Source organism: Halobacteriovorax sp. ZH5_bin.2 (assembly GCF_043196375.1).
In the GTDB taxonomy this organism is placed as follows: Bacteria; Bdellovibrionota; Bacteriovoracia; order Bacteriovoracales; family Bacteriovoracaceae; genus Halobacteriovorax_A.
The window spans coordinates 363727-389725 of sequence record NZ_JBEBMJ010000001.1 but is presented as its reverse complement, the minus strand read 5'-3'; the positions used below and the strand labels follow the sequence as shown (position 1 = coordinate 389725).

Annotated in this window: 24 protein-coding genes; 10 read left to right on the top strand and 14 right to left on the bottom strand. The window is 37.9% G+C overall.

Annotation, left to right across the window (positions count from 1 at the left end; genetic code table 11):
- Positions 1 to 41: 41 nt before the first annotated feature.
- The 3 genes from ABMA76_RS01900 (at position 42) to fumC (ending at position 3404) form a co-directional block, all read left to right on the top strand.
- Positions 42 to 905 carry a DUF4423 domain-containing protein gene (locus ABMA76_RS01900; protein ID WP_392912438.1) on the top strand — a complete coding sequence of 288 codons (864 nt, stop codon included), beginning with the start codon at positions 42 to 44 and terminating at the stop codon, positions 903 to 905.
- An 8-nt stretch (positions 906 to 913) separates the two neighbouring features.
- Positions 914 to 1864: a hypothetical protein gene (locus ABMA76_RS01895; protein WP_393060752.1), complete on the top strand. Its 951-nt coding sequence runs from the start codon at positions 914 to 916 to the stop codon at positions 1862 to 1864.
- A 151-nt stretch (positions 1865 to 2015) separates the two neighbouring features.
- Positions 2016 to 3404, top strand: a complete 1389-nt coding sequence (gene fumC, locus ABMA76_RS01890) for a class II fumarate hydratase (RefSeq protein WP_393060750.1) — start codon at positions 2016 to 2018, stop codon at positions 3402 to 3404.
- 6 nt (positions 3405 to 3410) lie between these two features.
- On the opposite strand, the gene ABMA76_RS01885 is transcribed toward fumC, so the two are convergent.
- The 5 genes from ABMA76_RS01885 to acnA all read right to left on the bottom strand — a co-directional run bounded on the left by ABMA76_RS01885 (position 3411) and on the right by acnA (position 10297).
- Entirely contained in the window at positions 3411 to 3893 is a 483-nt protein-coding gene (locus ABMA76_RS01885) for a hypothetical protein (protein ID WP_393060748.1), read from the bottom strand.
- Positions 3894 to 3907: 14 nt separating this feature from the next.
- Entirely contained in the window at positions 3908 to 5929 is a 2022-nt protein-coding gene (locus tag ABMA76_RS01880; RefSeq protein ID WP_393060746.1) for a TonB-dependent receptor domain-containing protein, read from the bottom strand.
- A 79-nt stretch (positions 5930 to 6008) separates the two neighbouring features.
- Positions 6009 to 6602, bottom strand: coding sequence for an energy transducer TonB (locus ABMA76_RS01875; protein ID WP_392912428.1), 594 nt, complete (start codon positions 6600 to 6602; stop codon positions 6009 to 6011).
- A gap of 96 nt (positions 6603 to 6698) precedes the next feature.
- A complete protein-coding gene (locus ABMA76_RS01870; RefSeq protein WP_392912426.1) occupies positions 6699 to 7517 on the bottom strand; it encodes a methyltransferase family protein in 819 nt (272 codons plus the stop codon).
- 152 nt (positions 7518 to 7669) lie between these two features.
- A complete protein-coding gene (acnA, locus tag ABMA76_RS01865; RefSeq protein WP_392912424.1) occupies positions 7670 to 10297 on the bottom strand; it encodes an aconitate hydratase AcnA in 2628 nt (875 codons plus the stop codon).
- A 145-nt stretch (positions 10298 to 10442) separates the two neighbouring features.
- Here acnA and ABMA76_RS01860 point away from each other — a divergent pair, with 145 nt between their 5' ends.
- The 3 genes from ABMA76_RS01860 to ABMA76_RS01850 all read left to right on the top strand — a co-directional run bounded on the left by ABMA76_RS01860 (position 10443) and on the right by ABMA76_RS01850 (position 13162).
- On the top strand, positions 10443 to 10646 hold the full coding sequence (locus tag ABMA76_RS01860) for a hypothetical protein (protein ID WP_392858733.1): 204 nt from the start codon (positions 10443 to 10445) through the stop codon (positions 10644 to 10646).
- A gap of 16 nt (positions 10647 to 10662) precedes the next feature.
- Positions 10663 to 11034, top strand: coding sequence for a hypothetical protein (locus ABMA76_RS01855; RefSeq protein WP_392912422.1), 372 nt, complete (start codon positions 10663 to 10665; stop codon positions 11032 to 11034).
- Between the two features lie 184 nt (positions 11035 to 11218).
- Positions 11219 to 13162, top strand: a complete 1944-nt coding sequence (locus ABMA76_RS01850) for a hypothetical protein (protein WP_392912421.1) — start codon at positions 11219 to 11221, stop codon at positions 13160 to 13162.
- An 88-nt stretch (positions 13163 to 13250) separates the two neighbouring features.
- Here ABMA76_RS01850 and katG read toward each other — a convergent pair whose 3' ends face one another.
- Both katG and ABMA76_RS01840 read right to left on the bottom strand, forming a co-directional pair.
- Positions 13251 to 15461: a catalase/peroxidase HPI gene (gene katG, locus ABMA76_RS01845; RefSeq protein WP_393060744.1), complete on the bottom strand. Its 2211-nt coding sequence runs from the start codon at positions 15459 to 15461 to the stop codon at positions 13251 to 13253.
- 237 nt (positions 15462 to 15698) lie between these two features.
- Positions 15699 to 16217 carry a peroxiredoxin gene (locus tag ABMA76_RS01840; RefSeq protein WP_392912418.1) on the bottom strand — a complete coding sequence of 173 codons (519 nt, stop codon included), beginning with the start codon at positions 16215 to 16217 and terminating at the stop codon, positions 15699 to 15701.
- Positions 16218 to 16341: 124 nt separating this feature from the next.
- On the opposite strand from ABMA76_RS01840, the gene ABMA76_RS01835 reads away from it, so the two are divergent.
- Together ABMA76_RS01835 and ABMA76_RS01830 are read left to right on the top strand one after the other, a co-directional pair.
- Entirely contained in the window at positions 16342 to 16833 is a 492-nt protein-coding gene (locus ABMA76_RS01835) for a methylated-DNA--[protein]-cysteine S-methyltransferase (protein ID WP_392912416.1), read from the top strand.
- A 37-nt stretch (positions 16834 to 16870) separates the two neighbouring features.
- Positions 16871 to 18811 carry a methionine--tRNA ligase gene (locus ABMA76_RS01830; RefSeq protein ID WP_393060742.1) on the top strand — a complete coding sequence of 647 codons (1941 nt, stop codon included), beginning with the start codon at positions 16871 to 16873 and terminating at the stop codon, positions 18809 to 18811.
- Positions 18812 to 18846: 35 nt separating this feature from the next.
- On the opposite strand, the gene ABMA76_RS01825 is transcribed toward ABMA76_RS01830, so the two are convergent.
- The 5 genes from ABMA76_RS01825 to ABMA76_RS01805 all read right to left on the bottom strand — a co-directional run bounded on the left by ABMA76_RS01825 (position 18847) and on the right by ABMA76_RS01805 (position 22933).
- Positions 18847 to 19500: a hypothetical protein gene (locus tag ABMA76_RS01825; RefSeq protein WP_392912412.1), complete on the bottom strand. Its 654-nt coding sequence runs from the start codon at positions 19498 to 19500 to the stop codon at positions 18847 to 18849.
- 69 nt (positions 19501 to 19569) lie between these two features.
- Positions 19570 to 20241, bottom strand: coding sequence for an ABC transporter ATP-binding protein (locus tag ABMA76_RS01820; RefSeq protein WP_392912410.1), 672 nt, complete (start codon positions 20239 to 20241; stop codon positions 19570 to 19572).
- Positions 20241 to 21482 (bottom strand): ABC transporter permease, encoded by a 1242-nt coding sequence (locus ABMA76_RS01815; RefSeq protein WP_392912408.1) that lies wholly within the window; start codon positions 21480 to 21482, stop codon positions 20241 to 20243. Before ABMA76_RS01815 ends, ABMA76_RS01820 begins: the two co-directional genes overlap by 1 nt.
- A 2-nt stretch (positions 21483 to 21484) precedes the next feature.
- Positions 21485 to 22252, bottom strand: coding sequence for an efflux RND transporter periplasmic adaptor subunit (locus ABMA76_RS01810; RefSeq protein ID WP_392912406.1), 768 nt, complete (start codon positions 22250 to 22252; stop codon positions 21485 to 21487).
- A gap of 75 nt (positions 22253 to 22327) precedes the next feature.
- Positions 22328 to 22933 (bottom strand): phospholipid scramblase-related protein, encoded by a 606-nt coding sequence (locus tag ABMA76_RS01805; RefSeq protein ID WP_393060740.1) that lies wholly within the window; start codon positions 22931 to 22933, stop codon positions 22328 to 22330.
- Positions 22934 to 23056: 123 nt separating this feature from the next.
- Between ABMA76_RS01805 and ABMA76_RS01800 the strand changes: the two genes are divergently transcribed.
- Positions 23057 to 24367, top strand: coding sequence for a sensor histidine kinase (locus ABMA76_RS01800; protein WP_393060738.1), 1311 nt, complete (start codon positions 23057 to 23059; stop codon positions 24365 to 24367).
- 12 nt (positions 24368 to 24379) lie between these two features.
- On the opposite strand, the gene ABMA76_RS01795 is transcribed toward ABMA76_RS01800, so the two are convergent.
- Positions 24380 to 24751 (bottom strand): hypothetical protein, encoded by a 372-nt coding sequence (locus tag ABMA76_RS01795; RefSeq protein WP_392912400.1) that lies wholly within the window; start codon positions 24749 to 24751, stop codon positions 24380 to 24382.
- Positions 24752 to 24834: 83 nt separating this feature from the next.
- Complete coding sequence (locus ABMA76_RS01790; RefSeq protein ID WP_392912398.1) at positions 24835 to 25248, bottom strand: VOC family protein; 414 nt, start codon at positions 25246 to 25248, stop codon at positions 24835 to 24837.
- 139 nt (positions 25249 to 25387) lie between these two features.
- Between ABMA76_RS01790 and ABMA76_RS01785 the strand changes: the two genes are divergently transcribed.
- A complete protein-coding gene (locus tag ABMA76_RS01785) occupies positions 25388 to 25990 on the top strand; it encodes a 2OG-Fe(II) oxygenase (protein WP_392958059.1) in 603 nt (200 codons plus the stop codon).
- Positions 25991 to 25999 lie beyond the last annotated feature (9 nt).

Sequence of the window (25999 nt, the reverse complement as noted above, 5' to 3'; positions counted from 1 at the left end):
AGGGCCCTTCCCTAAAGGGCCTTTCTTCACTTAGGGAACAAATGGAAGAAAAGCTTAAAATAAAAGATCCAAGAGTTTCAATTTTTGACTTTGAAAGTTATTGTGACTTCCTTATTAAGGCCGGTATGCCTGATGGGCTTTATTCCCATACTGCAAATAACTTAAAAACATGGGCAAATCGCCTTGGGTACAAATCCCCTAGTTCACTAACAATGGTCATCAAGGGACAAAGATCACCTAGTCTTGAAATGATCCATGCTCTTTCTGAAGACCTGAAATTAAATATGAAAGAGAAGCAATATTTCATGCTTCTTGTTCAGCTAGAAAAAGCACAAAAGAAGAACAAAGATACTAAAGAGATCTTAAAGAAAATTGCCGCATTAAATTTAAAAGAAAATGCTATTTCACTTAGTCTAAAAGAGTTTAATGCGATAAGTGACTGGTATTTTCTAGCAATTAAACAACTTATCTCAATGCCTTCATTCGTTGAAGATATTCAGTGGATTCATCTAAAACTTAGAAAGAAAGTTCCCCTCAAACAAATTAAGTACGCAATAGAGACAATGCTTGAGACTAAAACTATCGGAAGAGATGAAGAAGGTCGCTTAATTGTTCTTAAAGAAGGACTTATTACAACAAATGATGTCCCAAGCTCAGCAATTAAGAGACACCATCACGGGATGATTAATCGTGCTCTTGAATCAATTGAAGAACAATCTGTAAATGAAAGACAAATAACAGCAGTCACAATGAAAGTGAAAGAATGTGATATTGCTGAAGCTAAGAAGTATATCTTCGATTTTATTAAAGATTTTAATGAGAAGTTTTCAACAAATGATGCTGACAATCTTTATCAGCTAAATACACAATTCTTTTCCCATACGGGTCAAGTTGTTAAGCACTAGGAAGAACGATGAAAATTTACTTAATTTTAACAGTACTACTATTTTCAAATTCTATTTTTTCAAAAGAACTTGAAAGACTCACCCCTTCCCAAAGCTATATCTTAACAAAGAACTTTAATAAAAAATCGATGCCTATCATGAAGGCATTAGGCTCTGGTGATATTGTTGGTAATGGTTCAGGAGTTATTGAACAAAACTTCATCTTTGCTTATCACAATCTTCAAAGCGCAATCTTTAACTGTCTTGGCGATAAGTATGATTGTCAGATAGATGCTCTAGAAGAATCGATCTTAAGAGAGATAAATCAGCTATTCATCACTAAAGCCTATATGAAAAGACCTCTTATCTTTGTTAGCAAAGAGTTTGCTGGGGATTTCTTTCACAACGAAGTCGATATCACTTCTCGTATTGCAAAAACGGGCTTTAGTCACCGTGGTCATATCTTTATAAACTTAGAAGATTCTAAATTTATTGCTAATGATATTCCCGCCATGATTGGTATCTTGATACACGAATTAGGGCACCAAATTGGAATTATCAGTCATAGTTTTCTAGATCAATTAGGAACAAAAGTTAGGAATCAATGGAGTAAAAATTGGCAATCTTTTGAATTTGTAGTTAATGGGACACCATTAACACTTCGTCTACTTTCAAATGCAAATAACTATATTAGTTCGAACCTTAGTTATACGTATAATGGAAAATTTGAACATTTAGGAGAGGCCATTTATAAGAACTTGTCTTGTGGAGATAAAGAAGTTGTTTATGGTTTTAATTTGAATAATGGCCATTGGCAAAGGCCTACTTACAGCGACAACGAGATGATGATTAGAATGAATTTTTGGTTGGACACTTATTGTGAGAACCAAGACAAGATGATGAGAGTTAAGCAAAGCGACCTATCAATTCAATTCACTCACAAAGATGGTAAGATTCAAACAAAGATAATCATTTTTTAGTAAGGCCCTATTATCTACATGATCGCTGCTTTAAGTACCAAGTCGTTGATATTGTATTTTATAATTCTAATAAAAACTATACTTAACCTTTCTTAAGATTTGGCCGACCAAGCTTCTGTACTAAAATCTAAACAATAACAAAGGAATTGTGATGGAATCTAGAATTGAGACAGATAGTATTGGTGAAGTTAAAGTTGAATCTTCTCGCTACTGGGGAGCACAAACTCAACGTTCATTGCAAAACTTCAAGATTGGCAAAGACCATTTTACACGTGAAATGATAAGGGCCCTTGGAATTCTAAAAAAAGGTGCAGCTCTTGCAAACCTAGAACTAGGAAAACTTCCAAAAGAAAAAGCCACTCTCATTATACAGGCAGCTGATGAAGTGATAGAGGGAAAGCTTGATGAGCACTTCCCTCTTGTTATCTGGCAAACGGGCTCAGGAACACAAACAAATATGAATGCAAATGAAGTTATCTCAAATCGCGCTATAGAAATTAGTGGCGGTATCATGGGGTCAAAAAAACCAATTCACCCCAATGATGATGTCAATAAATCACAATCATCAAACGACACCTTCCCGACGGCGATGCATATTGCAGCTGTTGAACAAATTGAAGATCGATTAATCCCATCACTAAATGGCCTTATCACAATCTTTGAAAAGAAAACGGAAGAATTTCAAGATATCGTAAAGATAGGAAGAACACATTTAATGGATGCTACGCCTCTTACTCTTGGACAAGAATTTTCTGGTTACAAAGCACAGCTTCAAGGTGCAAGAAGAGATATTCTTCACTCAATTGAAAATCTAAGAGAACTTGCACTAGGAGGAACTGCTGTTGGAACAGGCCTTAATACACACCCCCAATATGCAAAACTTGTGGCACAAAAAATCTCAGAAATTACGGGAAGAAAATTTATCACTGCACCTAATAAGTTTGAATCCCTTGCAGCACATGATGCTCTTGTTGCAGGTTCAAGTACTTTGAGAAGACTTGCAATTGCCTTAATGAAAATTGCAAATGATATTAGATGGCTTGCTAGTGGGCCACGATGCGGGATTGGAGAGATCTCAATTCCTTCAAATGAGCCGGGGTCTTCAATCATGCCAGGAAAAGTAAACCCCACACAATGTGAGGCCATCACGATGGTTTGTGTACAAGTTTTAGGAAATGATGCGGCCATCGGATTTGCTGGATCTCAAGGAAATTTTGAACTCAATGTTTATAAGCCCGTGATGATTCACAACTTCCTACACTCTCTCACATTACTTGCCGATTCAATAGATTCTTTTAACAAGAATTGTGTTAGTGGAATTGTCCCCAATCGTGAGAATATAGAAAAGAACCTAAATAACTCACTTATGTTAGTCACCGCTCTTAATCAATATATTGGCTATGATAACGCTGCTAAGATCGCAAAGAATGCACATACTAAAGGTACGACCCTTAAGGAGTCAGCAATTGAATTAGGACTTCTAAGTGCAGATGATTTTGATAAATACGTTGTGCCATCTAAGATGACACAACCTTTATAAAAGATATTATTGTTTATTGTAGTGATAAATTGGTGAACCGCCGGCTTCACGACATGTTTTATAATTTGTAAAAGTGTCTTTCACACTAAGGACAAGCTTTCCATCGTTATACTCATAGTCAAAGATTGATCCATTTGATTCAACACCAAAGTGTTGCTTCTTTAAAATTCCTTCCCATACACCAAGGTTACATTTAACTTTAGTCATTTCAAGTCCACCTTGATACTGACCTGGGCCAACATACTTAAACTCACCTGAATTAACTTGAGTACAATTTAGTAAGTATGGTGCCCACTTAGCGCTTTTTGCAACTGCCGTCATTTCAGCTTTTTCTTCTTCAACCTTAAGAGTCACATTATATCTCATAAATGCTCCACCAAGTTTAAGAGTCTCACCTGTCGTACACTCAATACGATCAAGAAGATATGTCCCTTGAGGGATCGATGCAAACGCTGATGCTGCCATTAAGAATGTTAAAATTGTTTTCATTGAAACTCCGTTTATTAAAAATGCTTTATTTTATATTGAATACTCATTTTAAAATTTTGACCAACTTCATGAATATAAGAGCCGTGTCTTCGATATGACTTATCAGTTAAATTATCAAGCCTAGTCGTCACCTTTAGACCGTTAAGCACTCCAGAAGAGAACTCTTTTGAAGCAAAGATATTATGAAGTGTATAACCAGCTGTGGCCGTTGTTCTTTCAAGGGAAGCAGGATTTACACGATCTTGCTTCATGGCCATTAGAGCATCGTAGCCAAGTTTTATACCATATTGATCAAGGTGATAATTGAATCCTAGAGTATAAGTATTTGCTGGCATATTAGAAAGCCACATCTTTCTTGAATTGTCCCAACCAACACTTCGCGAATAACCGATAGCAAACTCAACTTGATCATATAGATACCTAAGGTCAAACTCCTGTCCATAAAGAGTCACTTCATCACGGTTAACAAATTGAGTTGTTCCATTTTTTCCATCAAAAATGGCATAATCAATAATCTCTTGATCAATATAATCACGGGCCTTTGAGACATAACCGCTTGCCCTAAATGTAAGAAGATCTAAATCAGAAAAGATTTGCTTCTTAAATTCTGTTCCAAATTCAAGTGTGGTTGATGTTTCTGGTTTAAGGTCTAAGTTTGTCACAAAGTAGTTATCAGATATAAAGAATCCATCTCCTGGACGATGTAGACCAGTAGCATAGACTTCTTGAACATCTGGTGAATTAAAACCTTGTGCAAAGTTAGAGAAGAAATTAAAACCATTGTATTCGTAATTCACTAAGATTTTTGAAGAAAGATTATTATCTTTTACATCCTTAAATCTTGAATCCTTTGACTCAAGCTTATAGTCACTAAAACGGACACCTGGTGCAATGCTAAGTCCGCCTATTTTATAATCCAGCTGAGCAAAAGCCGCGGCTTCAGTAATTTGACCATCTGGATAATCTGAAACACTACCAGTTGTACTCTTACCAGTTACCTTATCAACTGTTGCGTCAGCACCGATAACAAGTTTTAAATCATCTCTTAAAACGAGTTGATCTTTTAATCGAGTACCTATTGTTTCGATATTTCTCTCTTCCTTACGGCCATCACTATCACGCTCCTGCATATTAAATTGCTCAGAGAAATAGAGATTTCCTACAAGGCCCTTTCGCTTATACTCAGCACTAACAGACTCACGCTTTATGATCGTTTTTCCGTGAAGAGTTGTTAGATCACTTGGTGGATCAAGAGTTGCATTTAGCGGAGATTCATCTTCAAGATGATAAAGTTCTGCACTAAGCTTTATTTTTTGAGAATTCTTTAAATCAAAATTAAATTTCGTTGAAATATTATATGTTTCAAAAGCAGAATTTTTTAAAGTAGTCTCATCGCTAAGTTTTAGATCTTTTGAATCTTTAAAGCTAGCACTCAGAAGATAGTCTCCACCACTCATTAGTCCAAAAGTTTTCACTGACTCAGCATTCATATTTGAAGCTTCTTCAAAAGAATACTTTACGATACTCCCAGACTTTTCACCGGTATTTAGATAGTCGCGTCCATCTTTAGTCACAAAAGACATTCCACCACCAAGACTAATTCCTTGTGAGTAGTCTGTATTTGACTTAAATATATCTACTTTTTTAATGCTATCTGGATCAACTGCAAGATGAGAATAGTTGTGATTTGAAAAATAAAAAGTTTGTTTTACACCATCGATATTTACAAATAACTTATTTGCTTCGAGACCACGAACTTGTGGGGTTTCGCCAATGGCACGTGGACCACCTTTAGTTGTAGCACCAGATGTATTCTTTAGAACATCATCAATACTTTGAGCGACTTCTTCTTCAAGTTCATCAGAAGAAATCTCATCCTGTAATCCTAAAGCAGCACTTTGCCCATCTTCATAGACCTCTACCTCATCGGTAATATAAATCGACTCAAGACGGTTCACGTCTTGCGCAAAGATAAGTGAATTTGTGAGAAGGCCCAGAAAGACAAATTTGTATTGGCCATCAAACTTTTTTATCATGCAGGCAAACTATCATATTTGAACTGATTTTTGGAATGGTTTTAATAAAGAAGTTAGTTTTTACAGTGCGTTACTATAATTACAATAACTCATATTTAATAGGAATTGCGACCTTTAGAACTTCTGACTTTAGAAAGTCTGGCATGTGAGGAAGATCCCCAAGGGCCTCTATTGTTTCAAGGGCCGACTTATCGAGAATGGCATGACCACTTCCCTTTTGAATTTGAATATTAGAAAGGTTACTTGGATACGAAACCTCAAAGTAGATATCAACAACCCCTTGTTTTTTTAACATCTTGGCCACTTTTGGATAGCGTTTCTGGGCAAGTATTTGATCTCTAATCGTTTTGAGGTACTTGGCCTTCTCACTTGCTTCTCCAGCATCGACGACTTTTTTAATCACTGGAGCATTCTCTAGGGACTGCTCAACTACCTTAGTAGCTTTCTTCTGTTCTAGCTGCTTTGAACGGGCCTTCTTTTGAATGAGCTGTTTTGGTGATTCAGTAACTGTCTTTACCTTCACCAATCGTCTAACCTGAATGGCCTGGGCCTGATTTACTGAAAAATGCGTATTCGAAGACTTTGGCTTCAAAGCTGAAGCTGTCCCAAATATTAATAGTCCATGAATTCCTATCGAAAAAATTGTCGAATAGAGAAAACGATTCTTGCGCATAGCTCTTATTATCACCAAATGGGCCTAAATTCACAAATGCTTTTCTATTCATGAAGAATTTTCAAGAAATGAGAGGGAGTTAAGGCTCCCTCAAGACTAAGCGGCTTTGTTCTTTTGCTCGGCCTCTTCTTTTTTTTGATCTTTTTGTTTAGTTTCACTGGCCTTAATATCATTTGGACCAATGATATCAAAAGTTGGAACAATGGTTTTCACACGAGTTCGATAGTCCATATAGCGATTCCCCCATTGCCTAACAAGATCTCTTTCTTCAATAGACACCCCACCGACAATATAAGCAGAAAAGATTCCGCTAAACATCAGATGGTCTACGGTCATCTCTGGAGTAAACCACATTCCGATAAGTGCGCCTGTCATAATCGGGTGACGATCAAAACTGTACATCCAACTCTCTTGAAAAGGGACACGCTGAATTGGCCTTCCTCGATAATAGTTATAAGCTTGTTCTAATCCAAATAACTCAAAGTGATTTAAAGCAAAGCTTGCAACAAATAGATAGGCCCATCCAGCAACTCCAATACTCATGATGAGAGTTGAGGCCATTGTGTTTTCGATACTCCACATAACAACACCATTTTTTGGCCAAAATAAAATGGCACAATGAAGTGTGATTCCAGACATCATTACATAGAGAGATCGTTCCGCGGCCGCTGGAATATATTGATTTATAAATTTTTTAAATCTTTTCCTGGCCATTATTGTATGTTGAATCGCAAATAAACTGGTAAGACCGATGGCAATAGCAAATGCACTACCAAGAGAGTCCGTTGTGTAATCCACAATTCCATATTGAAATGGAATTAAACCTAACATGCTGCCGATCCAACCAACGAGAGCGGAAAAGCCTACTAAATAACTAATCACCCCAAATGCTAAAACACCTGTCTTGTTCGTCATATTATCCTTCCTATGTTGTTGTGAGTTCCTTCATTATAAATTGAATAACAACACGGAAGTAGAGCACCAAAATCGCCATACGAAATAAGTATAAACACTTAATTGCACAGTAAGTTTAGACAAATTAGTAAAAATTGGCTTTTTATAAATTCTTAATTACTTTGCATCTCTCTTAGAACCATTTGCAGAATACCACCATGTATATAATAATCGACTTCCGCTTGAGCATCGACTCTTAGAATGACTTCAAAATTCTCGACACTACCATCTTCACGTTTCATCCTAATTGAAAGCTCTTTACGAGGTGTAATTCCCTCTTCAATCCCTTCGATCGAAAATGTTTCAAGACCTGTGATCTTGAGAGACCTTGCATTTTGACCTTCTTTAAACTGCAAAGGAAGTACACCCATGCACACAAGGTTACTTCGATGGATTCTTTCATAACTTTCAGCTAGAACGGCCTTAATCCCTAAGAGAGTTGTTCCTTTGGCCGCCCAATCGCGAGAGCTACCTGATCCATATGCTCCCCCGGCCACAACAATTAAAGGAACTCCCTCTTTTTGATAGCGTTTAGAAGCATCATAAATGCTCATTTGTTCACGACTTGGTAAATGGGTTGTCCAAGGCCCTTCGGTTCCTGGGGCCATTTCATTTCTTAAGCGAATATTTCCAAATGTCCCACGAATCATAACTTCATGATTTCCTCGTCGTGAACCAAAGCTATTGAAATCTTTTTGCGAAACACCTTGTTCTATTAAGTACTTACCAGCTGGAGAATCTTTTCCAATCGTTCCTGCCGGCGAAATATGGTCTGTTGTAATTGAGTCACCGAGTAAACACATAACCCTTGCATCACTAATATTTTCTAATGGTGCAACTCTTTCAGGTAGATTTACGAAGAAGTCTGGTTCTCTTACATAAGTTGAGTCATCTTGCCACTCGAAGAGGTCTCCTTTAGGAACGGCCATGCTCTTCCACTTTTCATCTCCTGCAAAGATTCGTCCATACTCATATTCATATTGTTCAGAGCTTACAGAGGAAGAAATGAGATCTTGAACTTCGTTTGCAGACGGCCAAATATCTTTAAGGTAAATATCTTTACCATTTGCATCCTGGCCAATTGCTTCACTAGATAGATCGCAAAGAAATGTTCCAGTCAGAGCATAGGCAACACACAGAGGAGGAGAAGCCAAATAACTAGCTTTAATCTGACTATGTACTCGTCCTTCAAAATTTCGATTTCCGGACAAGACAGAAACAACAGCAAGATCATTATCAGTAATATCTTTAGCAACATCTTCTGGCAGTGGCCCAGAGTTACCGATACAAGTAGTACAACCGTAACCAACAAGATTAAAGCCTAACTCTTCAAGATATGGTAAAAGCCCAGCTTTTTTTAAGTAATTAGTTACCACTCGAGAACCTGGAGCTAAAGAAGTCTTAACCCAAGGTTTGGTTTTGAGACCGGCTTCAACGGCCTTCTTTGCCACAAGACCTGCTGCTAACATGACAGATGGGTTTGAAGTATTTGTACAACTTGTAATTGCAGCGATTGCAACATCACCGTGTTTGATAACTTTGCCATCATTTTTTTCTACTTTAAAATTATCATCAAATGACTGACGAGCATTATCAAGACCAACTCGTTGCTGAGGAAGCTTTGGTCCAGCTAAACTTGGAACAACAAGACTTAAATCGAGATCTAGGACTTCACTAAATTGTGGTTCCTTGTCTCCATCTCTTCTAAATAGCCCTTGTTCTTTTGAATACTTTTCGACTAGTTCTACCTTATCACCTCGACCAGTCATAACTAAATAATCGAGAGTCACTTGATCCACTGGAAATAGCGTTGCTGTCGCACCAAATTCTGGAGACATATTTGAAAGAGTTGCGCGATCTGCGATACTTAAATTACTTAGACCATCTCCAAAGAATTCAACAAATTTCCCAACAACACCGTGAGTTCGTAACATCTCAGTAAGTGTTAGTACTAAATCAGTAGCAGTAGCACCGGCCGGAAGAGTTCCCTTAGTTCGGACACCAATAACAATTGGTTCAGGTAGAAACATCGGTTGCCCAAGCATTGCCGCTTCTGCTTCGATACCACCAACTCCCCATCCGAGAACTCCTAGTCCATTAATCATAGGCGTATGAGAGTCCGTCCCAACTAAAGTATCAGGAATGGCCCAGCCTTTTTTTCTTTGGACAACATGACCAAGATGTTCCAAGTTTACCTGGTGACAAATTCCCATGCCAGGAGGAACAACACGAAAGTCTTGAAAAGCTTGCTGTGCCCAATTTAAAAGAGCATATCTTTCAGCGTTTCTTTCATATTCAAGCGCAAGGTTTTTTTCATAAGCTTGCGCATTACCAAAATTATCAACTTGGACAGAGTGATCGATAACAAGATCAACCCCTACGTAAGGATTTACTTTCTTCGGATCACCACCTGCTCTTGCCATGGCACTTCTCATTGCTGCTAAATCAACGACAGCAGGAACTCCCGTAAAATCTTGCATTAAAACACGTGCGGGCATAAATGCCAGTGATGCATTCTTATCGTAACCACTTCCCCACTTAACTAAAGCCTCAACATCAGTTAACTTCACATCCTTTCCATCAACTCTTCTAGCGATATTCTCAATTAGAATTTTAATGGTATGTGGAAGAGTTTCTAACTCGACATCATACTTTTCACATAAGTTTTTAAGACTTACATATGAAAGTTTTTCGTTTTCTATCTCTAATAACATCTCTATTTCTTTGGCCATATTTTCCATGAAGAACCCTTGATATAAATTTAAAAATGTTTTTCTATATTTTACTTTTCGGATAAATATTAATGATATTAAATTTTTATCATTTATTTTTTTTTGATTTAAGTGATAGAATAAGAGTAATTAACTAGACTAATAAGGAATGTATATGAGTTACGAATTACCTCCGCATAACGTCGGTGTTGAAGAGTTTAAAGGCAATAAGATTTTTAAAATTTATAAAGTCGATGATGAAGGTAACGAGCTGGAAAAGTACGGTACTGTTATGAGCTTTGGTTTAACAAAGGCAAAGTATATTCTTGAGCACGTTGATGAAATCAAAAAATTTGTTGATACTTTTTCTAAGGAATAGAACAAGGAAGTTTTAAATGAAAAAAGTAATCGTTATTTTATTAATAACAATGCCTATTTTTGCTAGTGAGTGCTACAAGTCGCTTTGTAAAGATGATAAGGTCATGGATATCTTTGGCTGGTCAGGGTTTGTGACTAGCTTTGATGAAGTAAAGGATATGGTAGAAGTAGAGCTTGCCCATGGGCCAGGTACATATTCTTTCCCATATGCGCAGCTAGGTAAATCTGTTGAATGTTTTGAAAAGATCTGTGTCGAAGATAAGGTCATCGACAAATATAATGAAGTCGATATCGTTCTTGAGATCTATACTCACGGGAAGGCCCGTGTCTACTCGCCTGATCGCGATGGTGAATTTATCATGGATATATCAACTCTAATCAAATACTAATAAGTGATGCCATTCTGACCAGGAAACTGGTCAGATTACTTAATTTTTCTTAAGTTTCTTACTTTTGACAGTTTCTACTCCAAAAGTCTCCTCTCATATTTGCAATAAACAATTTGAACTACTATAGTTTTTCCAAATTAACTTAGGGATAAAAATTTTAATTTGTAATACATAGGATAGTAATATGAAGTACTTTTTATTCCTTGCCGTTTTAGTGCAAAGTTATTCATTCGCGTTTTCTCATGAAAGCACTCTCAACAACGAATTAAAGTCATTATTCAATGGTTTCAAAAAAGATATTATTTTCAATATCAATAAAGAAGTTAAAGAAAATTTTAACAATAAAGAAATTGGAAGCAATTTAAAGCTTATGAGTGCAAATATTGCTGAAACCAATATTCTCGACTTTCCTATTGAGTTCTATGAGATTACAGATAATAAAATTGTTGTCGGGATTCCGGACTCTAATAAGTGGAAGTTAAAGCTTAGAACTCGCTTAAGATATAAAACAAAATGGTTTCGTATGACAAAACTTATTAAGCTAAATATTAATGAGCTTAAGTTTAAATACGTTATCAACTACGTCAGAGACGAAAATAGTGTCATTAGAGTGAAGTCAATTGATACCATCGATAAAAAATTAAAAATTGACCTTAAAGCGTCTAATGTTCTGATAAATGGTATTCTTGTTGCTGCCAAGAAAGTATTAAAAAAGAAGATAAACAAGTCTTTTGATAAGCTCCTTATTCAAGGTAGTGAGAAGCTTAAAACAGTGTTTGTCCTAAACGAGCGTTTTAGGCAAGCAACACCAGAACGCCTTAAGTCTCCCCCTAGATATAGTTTTTCGGACCTCGAGGAAACGATTGAGAATATCGAAGATAAAATTGCTCAAAAGCATATGATAAATGGAACAGTTTTAAACCTTAGATATAATCAAAATGACTATATCTCTTGGTTTGATGCCTATGGGCCGAATGGACAAGGAACAAAGGGTGAAGTTGTTGGCTTCGGTACATTTTCAGATGCAGCGATTTGGAATGGTGCCTATCTTGCTTCACAGGCCTTTCGTTATAGTGTTTCACAAAATGAGAAGGCCATAAATAATATCAGGACAAATCTAGAAGGAATTGGAAACCTTCTTGGTGTAAATGGCTTTAGCGGCCTCCTTTCAAGATCTGCTCAACCTCTAAATAGCATGGCCGGCCGTGCTCTAATGAAAGACAGAGACCCCCTTGATTATGAGATCGTCGACTACAAAGGTGAAAAATGGGTTAACCATCACGAGAAAAAAGGTATTACAAGAGATCAGTATACTGGAATTATCTTTGGCCTAACAATTACTTATGACTTAATTGAAGATGAAGAGATTAAGACAAAGGCCGCTTCATATTATCGTATGATGCTTGATTATCTAATAAGAAATAATTGGACGATATCTGAGGATCGTGAAATCAGCATAACTCCTGCAAAAGTTATCGCACCGACAGTTTGGTTTGGAAGCCCTGAGCAGCAACTTAATATGCTTGTCATTGGCGAACATATGTTCCCAGGACAGTATACGCAAGAGCTCAATCGTATGTCAGAGCTTAGCAAGACGGCCTATATTTTTCATAATATTACGGCCAAGGATAATGTTAATAAGTATTACAAATTCAACCTGCTTAATATGCACTTTTATAACTACTTTAGGTTAGAAAAAGATCAAGAGCGTCGTGCGGATATGCTTAGGTCTTATAAAGTCATTAAATATAGTACAGGTCATCACGACAATTCTTTCTTTAATTTAATTGAGTATTCTTTTAACCCTGAAGCTGTTTCTCAGGAAAAGATCACACGCATTCAAGAAAACCTTGTGCGTTTCTTAGAGCGTTCGCCAAGGAATGTAAGTATTGTAAAACCACCACTTGAGGATATCGAGCTTGTCCAATACCCTGAATACGGAGGAAAAGGTTTTATGTCGATCTCTGCGGATCCTCTTGATATCAGACATCGCTACCCTGGAGGATCATTCATGTGGCAAAGAGAGCCTTATACTGTTGGTTATGATAAAAGAGGTGCAGCCGCAGATGAAAACCCTGGCTACGATATCACGCTAATTTATTGGATGAGTAAGTACTACGGACTATAAAAAGTTAGAAATTCATAATTGGTATACTTACTATTCTAGGTAGGAATAAAACCTGACCGAGTTGTTTCACTCGGCCAGGCATATTGTATTATCTTTTCAGATCAAAACGATCCGCTTGCATTACCTTAGTCCAGGCCTTAACGAAGTCTTGCATGAATTTTTTCTGACCATCATTAGAAGCATAAACTTCTGCTACAGCTCTTAGTTCTGCGTGAGAACCAAATACTAAGTCAACAGGAGTTGCTGTATACTTAACCTTACCAGACTTTCTATCGACTCCATTATATAGACCAGGAGTACTCGACTTCACCCATTTGTTATCCATTGTTAAAAGATTAACAAAGAAGTCATTTGAAAGCTTCCCTGGACGATTTGTGAAGACACCATTTTTTGATCCATCAGCATTTGCATCAAGAGCACGCATCCCACCGACAAGAACAGTCATTTCAGGAACAGTTAATCCCAACATATTTGCTTTATCAATTAGCATATAGATTGGTGTTCTTCCTGACTCTTCAGCGTAATAGTTGCGGAAAGCATCAGCTTTTGGCTCAAGATAAGCAAATGAAGTTACATCTGTTTGTCTTTGAGTCGCATCACCTCTCCCAGAAATAAATGGTACCTTAACTTTGTTACCAGAAGCCTTCTCAATTGCAGCGGCTCCACCAAGAACAATTGTGTCGGCCAGAGAGACTCCATATCTTTTACTAATTTTTTCAAGCTTAGGAATGACTTTATCTACATTAGATACTTTATTAATGGCCCAATCTTTTTGAGGAGCCAAGCGAATACGTGCACCATTAGCACCACCACGCATATCAGTTCCACGGTATGTAGAGGCCGATGCCCAAGCAGTTCTAACAAGATCAGATACAGATAACCCTGACTTTAAAATATCAGATTTAATTGCCGAAGCTGTTGTCTTAGATATCTTCTTACCTTTAGGAGTTGGATCTTGCCATTTAAACGACTCCTTCGGAACTTCCTTACCAATATAGCGTGCCTGTGGTCCCATATCACGGTGAGTAAGTTTGAACCAAGCTTTAGCAAATGCATACTCAAATTTCTTTGGATCATCTAAGAAACGTTGTCCAATTTTGTTATAAATAGGGTCTTCTTTTAAAGCTAGGTCAGTTGTGAACATAATTGGTGCATGACGCTTACCCTTTATATGAGCATCAGGAACCATTGCCGCAGCACCGTCATCAGTTGGTATCCACTGGTGTGCTCCTGCTGGAGACTTAACTAACTTCCATTCAAAAGAAAATAAATTATCGAGGTAACCTGTTGTCCACTGAGTAGGTGTTGCATTCCATCCACCTTCAAGTCCTGAAGTGATTGTATCTTCAGAGTGACCTTTTCCACACTTATTCTTCCAACCAAGGCCCTGGTTCTCGATTGGAGCTCCCGCTGGATCAGATTCTAAACAATCTTGTGGCCTGTGAGCACCGTGTGCCTTACCGAAAGTGTGACCACCAGCAATTAGAGCTACAGTTTCTTCGTCATCCATTCCCATTCTTCCAAATGTTTCACGAATATCTTTCGCTGCTAGTAATGGATCTGGCTTTCCGTTTGGTCCTTCAGGGTTAACATAAATTAATCCCATCTGAACTGCCGCAAGAGGTCTTTCAAGCTCACGCTCACCTTTATATCTCTTATCTCCTGCTAGCCACTGAGTTTCTGGCCCCCAATAAACAAGATCGGCTTCCCAGTCATCTTCACGGCCACCAGCAAAACCAATTGTTTTAAATCCCATATCTTCAAGAGATACGTTCCCAGTAAGAACCATTAAGTCGGCCCATGAGATTTTATTTCCGTATTTCTTTTTAATAGGCCAAAGTAGCCTCCTGGCCTTATCTAGTGAAACGTTATCTGGCCAACTATTAAGTGGTTCAAAACGTTGTTGACCACCACCGCCACCTCCGCGGCCATCATGACTTCTATATGTACCAACACTGTGCCAGGCCATACGAATAAAGAATGGCCCATAGTGACCGTAGTCAGCTGGCCACCAGTCTTGAGATGTCGTTAATATTTTTCTGATGTCTTCTTTAACTGCAGATAGATTTAGTTTTTTAAATTCTTTCGCGTAGTTGAATTTTGGCCCTAGTGGATTTGACTCTGTAGCATGCTGCCTTAGAGGTTGGAGATCAATGCGCTTCGGCCACCAAAAGCTATTCGGCTTGGCTTCTCCGCTTGCAAATTGCTGGCCCATATTCTCATTTGAGTTAGAGTTAGAGTTAGACGCACAACTTAAAAGCGTAACAGCAGCAATTAACAAAGGTATTTTACTTTTCATATTTTGCTCCTTTAAATATCTATGTTTCGATGCATTCAGTATCGATGGAAGACAGGTCTAAAGATAATATATTTTTTCTATATCAGGATAGATTTTGACTATAGAAGCTCAAACTTAATTTTTCTTAACTATCAAATCAATAGGTCAAAGGATTGGTAAATAAATAGAATGATTAGGTATGATGAGGAAAATTGAAAGACTACCCTCAATACAAAAGTGTATCGAGGGCATTGATATTTACTTTTTCTTTTGTAGTTGGGCCAATTTTTTAGAGACATGGTCTGCATCAAGCATTGGATCAACATCACGATCAATCGCAACAATTTTTAGATTTGGATCAATGATAAAGGTCCATCTCTTTGAAATATTGAAAACGGCCATCTTCGCTCCAAACTTCTTTGTCACTTTACCATCCTCGTCAGAGAGAAGATCAAACTGAAGAGCGTGCTCTTCATGAAATGCAGCTTGATCCTTTACAGAATCAGTACTGATTCCATAAACCTCAGCGCCTAGCTTTCTAATTGATTTTATACTATCGCGAAAAGCACAAGCTTGTTTTGTGCATCCAGGAGTTCCTGCTTTTGGATAGAAATATAGAACAGTCCACTTCCCTTTTCGTGACATCATTGAAAAGTTTTTGCCTTCGTGATTCTTAATCGTAAACTTTGGAACATTTTGTCCTAGCTTAATTTCTTCCCCGTAGGCAAAAGAGAACATGATACATATTGCAATAAATAAACGACTGATAACTTTCATCTTTCCTCCAGGAATTAAAAATTAGTTAATTTTATCTCTCTTAACTATATATACGCAATAAACTTCAAAATAGATCACTTAAACATAAGTTCTTTTTAAGATTTGATAGTGCTATAATCCCCCCATGACTGATAGACAGATTGAATTCCATTCAAAATTTGGCACTCTCTATATTTGTGCAAATGAAAATGGCCTCTCCTACCTTGGTTGGCAGGAGCAAGAATACGATGGGCCACATTATGAAGACGATGAAAGAATTGTGAAGTATCTCAATACCGCCCACGACCAACTTGAAGAATACTTTGCAGGAAGTCGTAAGAAATTCTCAATCCCTCTTAGTATTTCAAAAGGCACCGACTTTCAAAAACAAGTTTGGGCACAACTTCTCGATATTCCTTATGGAGAAGTGACGACATATGCCGATATCGCTAAGCGCGTAGGCTCTCCTAAAGCTGTCCAAGCGGTTGGCAGTGCCAATGCGAAAAATCCAATTAATTTAATCATTCCTTGTCACCGCGTCATAGCTAAGTCAGGAGAACTCTCAGGCTACGCAGGTGGAGCTGATATCAAGGAAGCCTTACTCAATTTTGAGGGTGGCACACGAACACTTTTCTAATAGACGAAGATAGGCTCAGAGTGTTAAATTACTCCCTATGAATAATGAAGTAAAAAACAAAAAAGACATGCGTCCGAAGCAGGACATTCCAACAATTCTATCTCGTGTAAGCCGCCCGAAAAAAGCAGTTATTACAGCAGGTATGCCATATGCAAACGGGCCAGTTCATATTGGCCACTTGGCCGGTGCCCATGTTCCAGCAGATATTTACTCTCGTTGGATGAGACTCCTTATTGGTAATGACAACGTACTATTTGTTTGTGGTACTGACGATCATGGATCAACAAGTGAAGTTGCGGCCAAAAAACTTGGGAAGACGACACAAGAATTCATTGGTGAAGTTCATGCAAAACAATCAAAGACAATGGAGCGCTACTCGATTGGCCTAGATACTTATACAGGAACTTCGAAGGAAGAAAATTACGAAGCTCACAAAGAGCTTTGCCAAGACTTTCTTAGAAAAATGCACGCTAATGGAATGCTAGATAAGAAAACAAGCCAGCAATGGTTTGATCCAAAACTTAATATGTTCCTACCTGATCGCTATGTTCAGGGAGATTGTCCAAATCCAGATTGTTCAAATACAAAAGCATATAGTGATGAATGTGATGTTTGTGGAAAGAACTACGACCCACATGAATTAAAGAACCCAGTTTCTGCAGTAAGTGATGCAACCCCAGAGCTAAGAGACACGGACCACTGGTATCTGAATATGTGGAAAGTAACTGATCAATTAATTGAGTGGTTAAATACAAAACAAAGAACTTGGAGAAAGCCTATTCTTCAAGAAGCTTTTGGTACAGTTTATCCTTGTGTAACTTTCACAAATAAGTCTGAACCAACATATAAAGAAATTAAAGAAGAACTTCCAAAGCATAAGAGTCGTTATGCTCCAGGAAGAAAAGTTCTTGTTCAATTTGAGAACTTAGCTGATCTTGCATCAGGTAAGAAACAATTAGAAGATAAAGGAATTGAGTGTGAACTGAATGATGGTTGGGCACATAGAGCGATTACTCGTGATGTCTCATGGGGGATCCCTGTTCCGACCGATATTGAACCAGGCATGGAAGGTAAGACTTTATATGTATGGCCAGAGTCTTTAATTGCACCGATTTCATTTACAAAAGTTGCTCTTAAGAAGAAAGGTCTAGACCCTGATCTTTATAAAGAATTTTGGACTGATCCAGAAGCAAAGGTCTTCCAATTCCTTGGAACTGATAATGTTTTCTTCTACGTTCTTATGCAGGGAGCGATGTGGTTTGGAGTTCAAGAAGATCCAATGAGACAAGCGCTAAAAGGTGAATTCCAACAAACTGACGTCTTCTCTAACTTCCACCTACAAATCAATGGTGAGAAGATGAGTAAATCAAAAGGAAACTTCTATACAGGAGATCAGCTTATTGATGAAATGGGATATACAGCAGACCAAGTTCGCTACTTCCTATCAACTCTAAGCCTTTCAGAGAAAGCTTCTAACTTTGACTTTGAGGTTTTCAAGGCAAAGAATGCATTTCTAGCAGGCCCTATGAACGCTGCGTTTGAAAAGCCAATCTCAGCTTGTCACAAGCAATTTGGTGGCGTGGTTCCAAAGGGTGAGCTTATTGGCAAAACTGAAAAAGAAACGCTTAAGATTGTTCAGCAATATACGAAATTCATGGAAAAGGGAGAATACCCGAAAGCACTTGGTGCCCTTGAGAATTATGCTCGTATTATTAACGGACTATTTAATCAGTACAAGCCTCACGATGACCGCTTTGATGAGAAAGAAAGAACAGATGCACTTTACTCATGTTTCTATATTCTAAGAAATATCTTAGTAATGCTTAGGCCATTTGCGCCAGAGACAATGGATAAGCTACGTGTGTCTCTAAATCTTCCAGAGAGTGTCTATTCGATTGATGAGCTTGCAAAAGAATTCCCTGAGAATCATAAGATTGGGGAACAAGCAGAATACTTTCCAGCAGTTGATGCTGAGTAAGAAATAACAAAGGGCCTTTTAAAGGCCCTTTTTTATTATTCTAAATCTTCTAACTGACTTTTAATTTTATTTTTCAATTGTTGGAAATTAATATCTTCAATTTCAACGATCATCCCATCCTTAATCTGTTTTGCTTCCACATCATCAAGATCGTCTTCATCTGCAACACCGATAACTTGCTCTAGAGCAATAGACATATCACGATGAACAAATGGATCAAGCTCATCAAGACCTGCTGCAAAAGTTGTTCCTACAGCTGTACCTGACGGAACACCAAAGAAGAAACCACCGACAGCGGCAACACCACCATCAAGACTCACCCCAGTTCCAATATAGTAAGCGGCCGTGGCCTTTGCTCCAATAATTAACCCAAGATAAGCTGAAACTGCTAGGATTGCAACATCAGCACCAGCGGCGTATAAAGCATGACGCCCATTCATATCGGCCATTTTCTTAATGTCGCTTCTTGCAAAAGTTCTGTAATCAGAAAAGAGATTGCGGCACTTTAGCTCTTCCCTATTCCCGTGACACTCTTCGAAGATATAACGGTCATTAACAATTTCCGTTGCCTTAATATACTTATAAGGAGTCTCTTCGGCCTGAATAAATGTCGAGGCTTGATTAAGTTGTGAGAGTAAAAGAACTCCCGTTAGAACAATTTTCTTTAGTTTTGGGCTTAGTGTTTTCATAGCTTAAATTTATCAAAAAAATACATCGAGATAAGCTATTTGGTAAAAATTCCAGAGGGTGCATAATACTTATTCACCTGTATAAGTCTCTGAAACATGGCCATCGACAAGGAAAATCTCTCTATCGGCCATTGCTGCATAATCGGGATCATGGGTAACGAGAGCAATAGTCGTTCCCTTTTCTTTATTAGTCTCTTTTAAGATATTCATGACAATCTCAGCATTTGCTGTATCGAGGTTTCCTGTTGGCTCATCTGCAAAGATATAACTAGGCTCCATAATAAGGGCCCTAGCAATGGCCACTCGTTGCTGCTCTCCCCCCGAAAGTTGTCCAGGAAGCTTATCCCTTGTGTATGGAATATTAAGCTTTTCAAGTAGCATATTAGCCCGAGGCCCATACTTCTTTAATAAACCAAGATTACGAGGAGGTAGCAAAATATTTTCTAAGGCCGTAAGCTCTGGAAGTAAGTAGTGAAATTGAAAGATAAAACCAATATGACGATTTCTAAACTCGTGGATCTCATCAACACTCATATGAGTAACATTCTTTCCATCAATATGAATATGACCCGAAGTCGGCTCATCAAGGGAGCTAATAATATAGAGGAGTGTGGATTTTCCACTTCCAGAACGCCCAGATATTGAAACAAACTCTCCCTTCTTAATCTCCATTGAAATATTGTGAAGGATACGTTGAGGTGGATCTCCAAATTCTTTAATAATATCTTCTGCTTTAATCATCACTCTCCCCTAATGATATCAATTGGAGTCATTCGACTGGCCGAGAGAGCTGGAAGAAAACTTGCAACTAAGGACGCAAGAAGGGCCGCAACAAATGCTATGATATACGTTGAAGGTGCGTAATCCATAAGTAGATGGTTATCGCCACCAATATTAATATTTAATTCAATACTTTCTACAACTCGACAGATTGTAAATCCTAAAGTCAATCCAACAATTCCACCACTCACACCAAGGAATATACCTTGATACATAATAAGCTCAAGAATTCGTTTTGGGCCATAGCCAATAGAGCGAAGGATTGCTATCTCCTTTCTCTTTTGATTAATCATAATTGTTAAAACATTATAAACTCCAAAAGCCGCAACAATGAGAATAGCAATTGTGATGAAGTAACGAACTATATCTTGCATCATAATCATTTCCATAAACATGGGGTTAGACTCTTTCCAATCTTCAACTTTATCATGACTTAAGAGAGACCATTGATCGGCAAGCTCTTGTGATTTATTCATATCAAAGAGAGACACTGCAATTTCAGAAACTCGCCCAGGTGTTTTATTAAGCTTCTGAACATCTTCAAGATGAGAGAATGCTATCGCTTTATCGGCTCGATCATCTCCAAAAGAAAAAAGTCCTACAATCTTAAATGAGTTTTTGTGAGTTAGGCTTCCAGCAATGACCTCGACAAATTGGCCAACACGGGCTCCAATTTCTTCCGCGGCTGCAGCACCAAGAATGATCTTATTTCCCCCACTAGCTAGAGAAGAAAAGTCTCCCTCCAACATATAGTCGGTAATATCACTAATTCTAATTTGGCGCCTAGCATTTGTTCCTATAAGCCCCATACTGTGTGTTAGATCACCTCTCTTTAACATCACCTGTATTGTTAGGCGTGGACTAAAATCATAAACATCTGGATGGTGAGAAAGGCGATCGGCCCAGCCTTGGTAATTTTCTAGTTTTGATTCACTCCTTTTCCCATATGGAGGATTAATCCAATTGACTTGCTTGTTATCATAAAACCACTTATTGACGAGTGGGCGATCAATGAGATCTTCTTTTCCAGAGATTAATATATGAGCAGTATTATTTAAAAGTGCTTTAATGATATATTGCCTAAGCCCTAGTTGAATGCCAGAGATAGCGACGAAGAGCATTGTTCCAAAACTAATTCCTAAGAGAATAAGAAGTGTTTGCTTTTTTTTAGAAAATAATTGCTTCATCGATAAGAACAGCATGACTACCTCTTGATGAATAAAAGGTCTGTAAGTTTAATATCTCCAGAGATAACCTCAACCCACATACCGTCATTATTACCTGTAACGACTTCGACTTTTTCTCTCTTTTTGTCTCGCATACGAAGGACTTTTCCATTACTAATGGCCTTTACAGGAATTAAAAGAACTCCTTTCTTCTTCCCCACTTCAATAACCACATCAGCAGTCATTCCAGGAAGAATACTTTTTTCAAGGCCCTTAACTTCGATACGGGTGATGAACTCACCTTCTCTTGGATAAATCGTTTTTACATATCCTTCATATTTTTTTTGAGACTGGCTTTCAAAAATGATTCTCGTTTTCTGGTTTGGAATCACTCTTAGAGCTGCCTCTTGCTCTAGTGAAACTTCAATAAATTTCTCATTGAGGTTTTGCATTCTAAGGACAGTGACTTGTGGGAGGACAACTTCTTTTTCTTTATTTGCGATGAGAGTGACAGTCCCGTCAAAAGGCGCTTTAAAAAGAACACGGCCATCGAAGCTAACAAGTCGATCTCCTTCTTTAACTTTCTGCCCTTCTTTAACGTAGAGTTTTTCAACTAGAGATAGGACTCCAATTTTCACATTAAACTCTTTATCAGTATCAACTCGCCCTAGGCCATAAATGGCCTCAACAACATCGCCTTTTTTAGGAGAGATTAATTCATAGTTATTTTTAAAATAGAAAACTCTTAAAAGGATTGCAGATAAAACAAAGATAACGACAATGGTGAAAATATATATCTTTTTCAAGCAAGCTCCTAGAGTATGCGTTTTTTATTTATTTTCGCATACCCTAGAGGCCAATATCAAAGAGTTTCTTATTCTTTATTTCGCCTTTCTTTCAAAATAAACAAGGTCGATAAAAACAGATGTTGCAAGGACTATTTTCCTTTCTTCAGTCGTTAACGACTGACTTTTTAAATCAATGGCGAAATTGTCACGATCTGTGAACATTTCTGAGAATAGTCCCGAAAACTTTTTTAAGACACAGGCAACCTCTTGCCCACGAGAATAAAAAGGATAAGTCCAAGGCTTCCAAATTGGCGAGCGCATCTCCATGATGACATTTCCCTGAGCATCTAAGACATCAAATTTCTTAGTTATTAAAGAGAATCTTTGCTGAAGTGAACCAATCATTTGGCCATTTAAATCCAGTATTTCAAGGCGCTGAAAAAAGAAGCAAAATGGGTGTTTAGCAACCATATACTCATTGCGACTTTGATCAAAGAAGTGAAGGTCAAATGTCCTCCAATGCCCTAAGAACTGGCGCATCATAAAGCCAAGAAAACCTTTTTGTTGTTCTGCTGCGTAACCAATAGGATTTTGCGCTTCGTCTAAGAATTGATACTTATTTCTTGTCTCATAACCCAAAAGCTCCCAATTTTCTCTTACTTGCTGAACTAATAGCTTATCGTGTTGATTTAAATCCATCTTCCCTCACGTCTTTTTAATAAATTATGAATGAATTTTAACATAATATTTCAGTTAAAAATTATTGAACTCAGTTTATTATTACGGTAAATCTATAAATGAGCTCACATTTACAGGACAAGAATGAATTTAAACATAAATCCCAAGAGGCCAACAGAGAGTATCAAAGACATCCTAAGAATTATGGACTTTACTCTCGGTCCGTTTACAATGCTCTTCGCCATTATTGTCGGGGTTTATGAGTATCAAGACACCCAAAGATTAAATAGCTTCTTTGGAATCTTCTCTTTTCTTATTTTCAATCTCACAATTTCTCAAATAAGTATTCGAGCTAAGAACTCACTACATATCGAAATTTTTAGACAGATTTTTGCTACCTGTGTCCTCTGCCCTTTTGCTATTTATATCGTTGACGGGCCATTCTCACCATTCTGGTATCTCTATTTAATTATGATCGTTGCCAGCAATAATATTTTCTTTGAAGTAACTGGAAAGCATATCTACAGTGGGCTTATCACTCTCCTAGCAATTATTAGCTATGTCACTTCAAGTTACTTACTTCTCGATGGGCCAGAAACTTCTCTTATCATCATTCATTCTCTAACTATGATTATGTTAAGCCTTCTATTCTACAGGCTCCTTAGTCTTGTGGATCGCACTTATCGAAGTGAGGTAAATAAATCCATCGCCTTACAAGAGACTATGGATAAGCTTAATAGTACTAAAGAAAGCCTTATCTATAGTTCGCGCTTAAGCGCAATTGGAGAGATGGCCGGTGGTATTGCTCACGAGATCAATAACCCTCTAACTGTTATCTACGGCTCTATTTATCAAATTAAGCGTTTACTAGATACCGGAAAAATGAATAAAGAGGCATACGATATTCACATTCAACGAATTCTTGAAACAATCGATCGCATCACTCGTATCATTTCTAGTCTTAAAGTTGTTTCTCGTGAATCAGCTGAGATAAAAAGAGAAGTCGTATCTCTTAAAGAAACTCTTGTGGACGCAACGGCCATTTGTGCTGAGAAATTTAAGGCCCACGGAATCAAGCTTAAGTTTGATCTTGAGAGCAAGGAATTCAATGTTAAAATCGATGCAGATAGAGTTCAAATCTCTCAAGTTTTTATCAATCTATTAAATAACTCTTATGACTCAATTGAAGCATCTGTATCACCTTGGATTGATATTTCAGTGAAAGAGGTAGAAGACTTTGTTCTTGTCAGTGTAATGGACTCAGGCCCAGGCATTGGCCCAGATCTTCAGCGTAAAATATTTGAGCCTTTCTACACTTCGAAAGAAGTCGGAAAAGGAACGGGATTAGGACTATCGATTTCAAAAGGAATTCTAGAAAAGCATCAAGGGGAGTTATTCCTAGACACAAGTAAAAAAACAACTTGCTTTGTGGTAAAGATTCCCAAAGCAAGCTGATTAGTTTCTATATTAGAAACAGGCAATATACGAATCGCCGATGCGACCTAGGAGCTTAGACCCAGATTCATCGAAAATATTTCCATAAGAATTACCACCGTCACAATGATCTTTAACAGTAACGACGATTGTATAGACTGTACCAGTTTGTGTCGCCTCAAGCCTTCTAAGCTCTAGGGCATCAGCACAGTAGTCATAATCAAAATCTGCTAATTCAGTGTATTTTGCAAATTCTTCTTTTGATAATTTAGGAAGGCGCTCAGAGTAAACCTCAGTGTATTCATCACGATCATAACTTGAAGCAAGATCAACGTTATTCAATTCTGGGCAGGCCATAGCTGAGCTAAAAAGAATAACTGATAAAAGAACAATAACTGATTTCATAGCGACCTCCACTTAAATACAGACTTTATTTACCGCGAGGCCGTTCAGTTATCAATTATATTAAAAATATAGATTTCATCTAATTATGAGATATTTACGAGATGACCATCGTCACTGGGTGACTGCGTTATCTCCCATCGATTCCCATCTGGATCCATTAAAAGAAAGCTCTTCTCTCCCCATGGGTGATCCTTTGGTTCTCCACTCACCTCAAATTGATAGTGAGAACTTAAGACCATTAACTTTTTATAGAAGTCATCGACATTTTCAACGGTCACACCATAAGAGACTTGCGCTGGATTTTCTACTAATTCAAAGAATTTTGCAGCCTTTCCTACAGGGCGAAAGAAGGCCACGCGACTTTTATCAGGAAGGACAAAATCTGCAAAATCTTCATTGGCAAAATGGGCCTTAACACCAAAGACATCTGTGAAGAAGTTCGAAATATTCGTAACATTCTTAGAAGTTATTACTAAGTGAGAAAGTGCTTTGATCATAATTCATCCTATTTCTATTCATGTTATAACAATTCGATTGACTTAGGTAGCCTTTAAGATTAAATCATCTCATCCATTATTTAGGTGGCCAATCCTTCCTGCCACCCTTTGAGGCCCTAGGCCTAGTGAGAACATTTAAATGCAAGAGCTTGATACGCTGATCGAATCCTTAACTGAGAAGCGATTTTATGTGAGCGATACGCTTATTTCAAACGAATTGGCCCGTGCCCTAAAGGACGAGGCCCAGACTCGTTTTCATATTGGTGACTTCCAAGAAGCAAAGGTCGGACGACAACTAACAAAGCGACTTGACGAAAAAATTCGTGGAGATCTCACTTCGTGGATTGAAGGAGAGATGGCCGACCACCCTCTGGCCCTTCAACAATATTTAAAGTTTCTTGATAATCTCAAGGATCAACTCAACCCTATTTTCTACTTAGGCATTCGCTCTTACGAAGGACACTTTGCCTGCTATGACAAAGGAGCCTTCTATCGAAAGCATGTGGACCAGCACAGAGGTAGAGGCCTTAGACGCCTAAGTGTGATTCTGTACTTAAGTGATATGGGGGAAGCTGACGGTGGAGAGGTCGTTATCTATCACCATGAAAGACAAGATGAGGAAGTATCTCGTATTAAGCCTATGCTTGGAAGACTTCTTATCTTTCTATCCGAAGACCTTCCCCATGAAGTTCTCCCTGCATACAAAGCGAGACTTTCACTAACAGGATGGTTAAGGGCCTAATTGTTAAGA

What these genes read in the sequence shown, in the direction of transcription:
- ABMA76_RS01900 (WP_392912438.1), top strand. Translation starts at nt 42, where the DNA reads ATGGAAGAAAAGCTTAAAATAAAAGATCCAAGAGTTTCAATTTTTGAC.
- ABMA76_RS01895 (WP_393060752.1), top strand. Translation starts at nt 914, where the DNA reads ATGAAAATTTACTTAATTTTAACAGTACTACTATTTTCAAATTCTATT.
- fumC (WP_393060750.1), top strand. Translation starts at nt 2,016, where the DNA reads ATGGAATCTAGAATTGAGACAGATAGTATTGGTGAAGTTAAAGTTGAA.
- ABMA76_RS01885 (WP_393060748.1), bottom strand. Translation starts at nt 3,893, where the DNA reads ATGAAAACAATTTTAACATTCTTAATGGCAGCATCAGCGTTTGCATCG.
- ABMA76_RS01880 (WP_393060746.1), bottom strand. Translation starts at nt 5,929, where the DNA reads ATGATAAAAAAGTTTGATGGCCAATACAAATTTGTCTTTCTGGGCCTT.
- ABMA76_RS01875 (WP_392912428.1), bottom strand. Translation starts at nt 6,602, where the DNA reads ATGCGCAAGAATCGTTTTCTCTATTCGACAATTTTTTCGATAGGAATT.
- ABMA76_RS01870 (WP_392912426.1), bottom strand. Translation starts at nt 7,517, where the DNA reads ATGACGAACAAGACAGGTGTTTTAGCATTTGGGGTGATTAGTTATTTA.
- acnA (WP_392912424.1), bottom strand. Translation starts at nt 10,297, where the DNA reads ATGGAAAATATGGCCAAAGAAATAGAGATGTTATTAGAGATAGAAAAC.
- ABMA76_RS01860 (WP_392858733.1), top strand. Translation starts at nt 10,443, where the DNA reads ATGAGTTACGAATTACCTCCGCATAACGTCGGTGTTGAAGAGTTTAAA.
- ABMA76_RS01855 (WP_392912422.1), top strand. Translation starts at nt 10,663, where the DNA reads ATGAAAAAAGTAATCGTTATTTTATTAATAACAATGCCTATTTTTGCT.
- ABMA76_RS01850 (WP_392912421.1), top strand. Translation starts at nt 11,219, where the DNA reads ATGAAGTACTTTTTATTCCTTGCCGTTTTAGTGCAAAGTTATTCATTC.
- katG (WP_393060744.1), bottom strand. Translation starts at nt 15,461, where the DNA reads ATGAAAAGTAAAATACCTTTGTTAATTGCTGCTGTTACGCTTTTAAGT.
- ABMA76_RS01840 (WP_392912418.1), bottom strand. Translation starts at nt 16,217, where the DNA reads ATGAAAGTTATCAGTCGTTTATTTATTGCAATATGTATCATGTTCTCT.
- ABMA76_RS01835 (WP_392912416.1), top strand. Translation starts at nt 16,342, where the DNA reads ATGACTGATAGACAGATTGAATTCCATTCAAAATTTGGCACTCTCTAT.
- ABMA76_RS01830 (WP_393060742.1), top strand. Translation starts at nt 16,871, where the DNA reads ATGAATAATGAAGTAAAAAACAAAAAAGACATGCGTCCGAAGCAGGAC.
- ABMA76_RS01825 (WP_392912412.1), bottom strand. Translation starts at nt 19,500, where the DNA reads ATGAAAACACTAAGCCCAAAACTAAAGAAAATTGTTCTAACGGGAGTT.
- ABMA76_RS01820 (WP_392912410.1), bottom strand. Translation starts at nt 20,241, where the DNA reads ATGATTAAAGCAGAAGATATTATTAAAGAATTTGGAGATCCACCTCAA.
- ABMA76_RS01815 (WP_392912408.1), bottom strand. Translation starts at nt 21,482, where the DNA reads ATGCTGTTCTTATCGATGAAGCAATTATTTTCTAAAAAAAAGCAAACA.
- ABMA76_RS01805 (WP_393060740.1), bottom strand. Translation starts at nt 22,933, where the DNA reads ATGGATTTAAATCAACACGATAAGCTATTAGTTCAGCAAGTAAGAGAA.
- ABMA76_RS01800 (WP_393060738.1), top strand. Translation starts at nt 23,057, where the DNA reads ATGAATTTAAACATAAATCCCAAGAGGCCAACAGAGAGTATCAAAGAC.
- ABMA76_RS01795 (WP_392912400.1), bottom strand. Translation starts at nt 24,751, where the DNA reads ATGAAATCAGTTATTGTTCTTTTATCAGTTATTCTTTTTAGCTCAGCT.
- ABMA76_RS01790 (WP_392912398.1), bottom strand. Translation starts at nt 25,248, where the DNA reads ATGATCAAAGCACTTTCTCACTTAGTAATAACTTCTAAGAATGTTACG.
- ABMA76_RS01785 (WP_392958059.1), top strand. Translation starts at nt 25,388, where the DNA reads ATGCAAGAGCTTGATACGCTGATCGAATCCTTAACTGAGAAGCGATTT.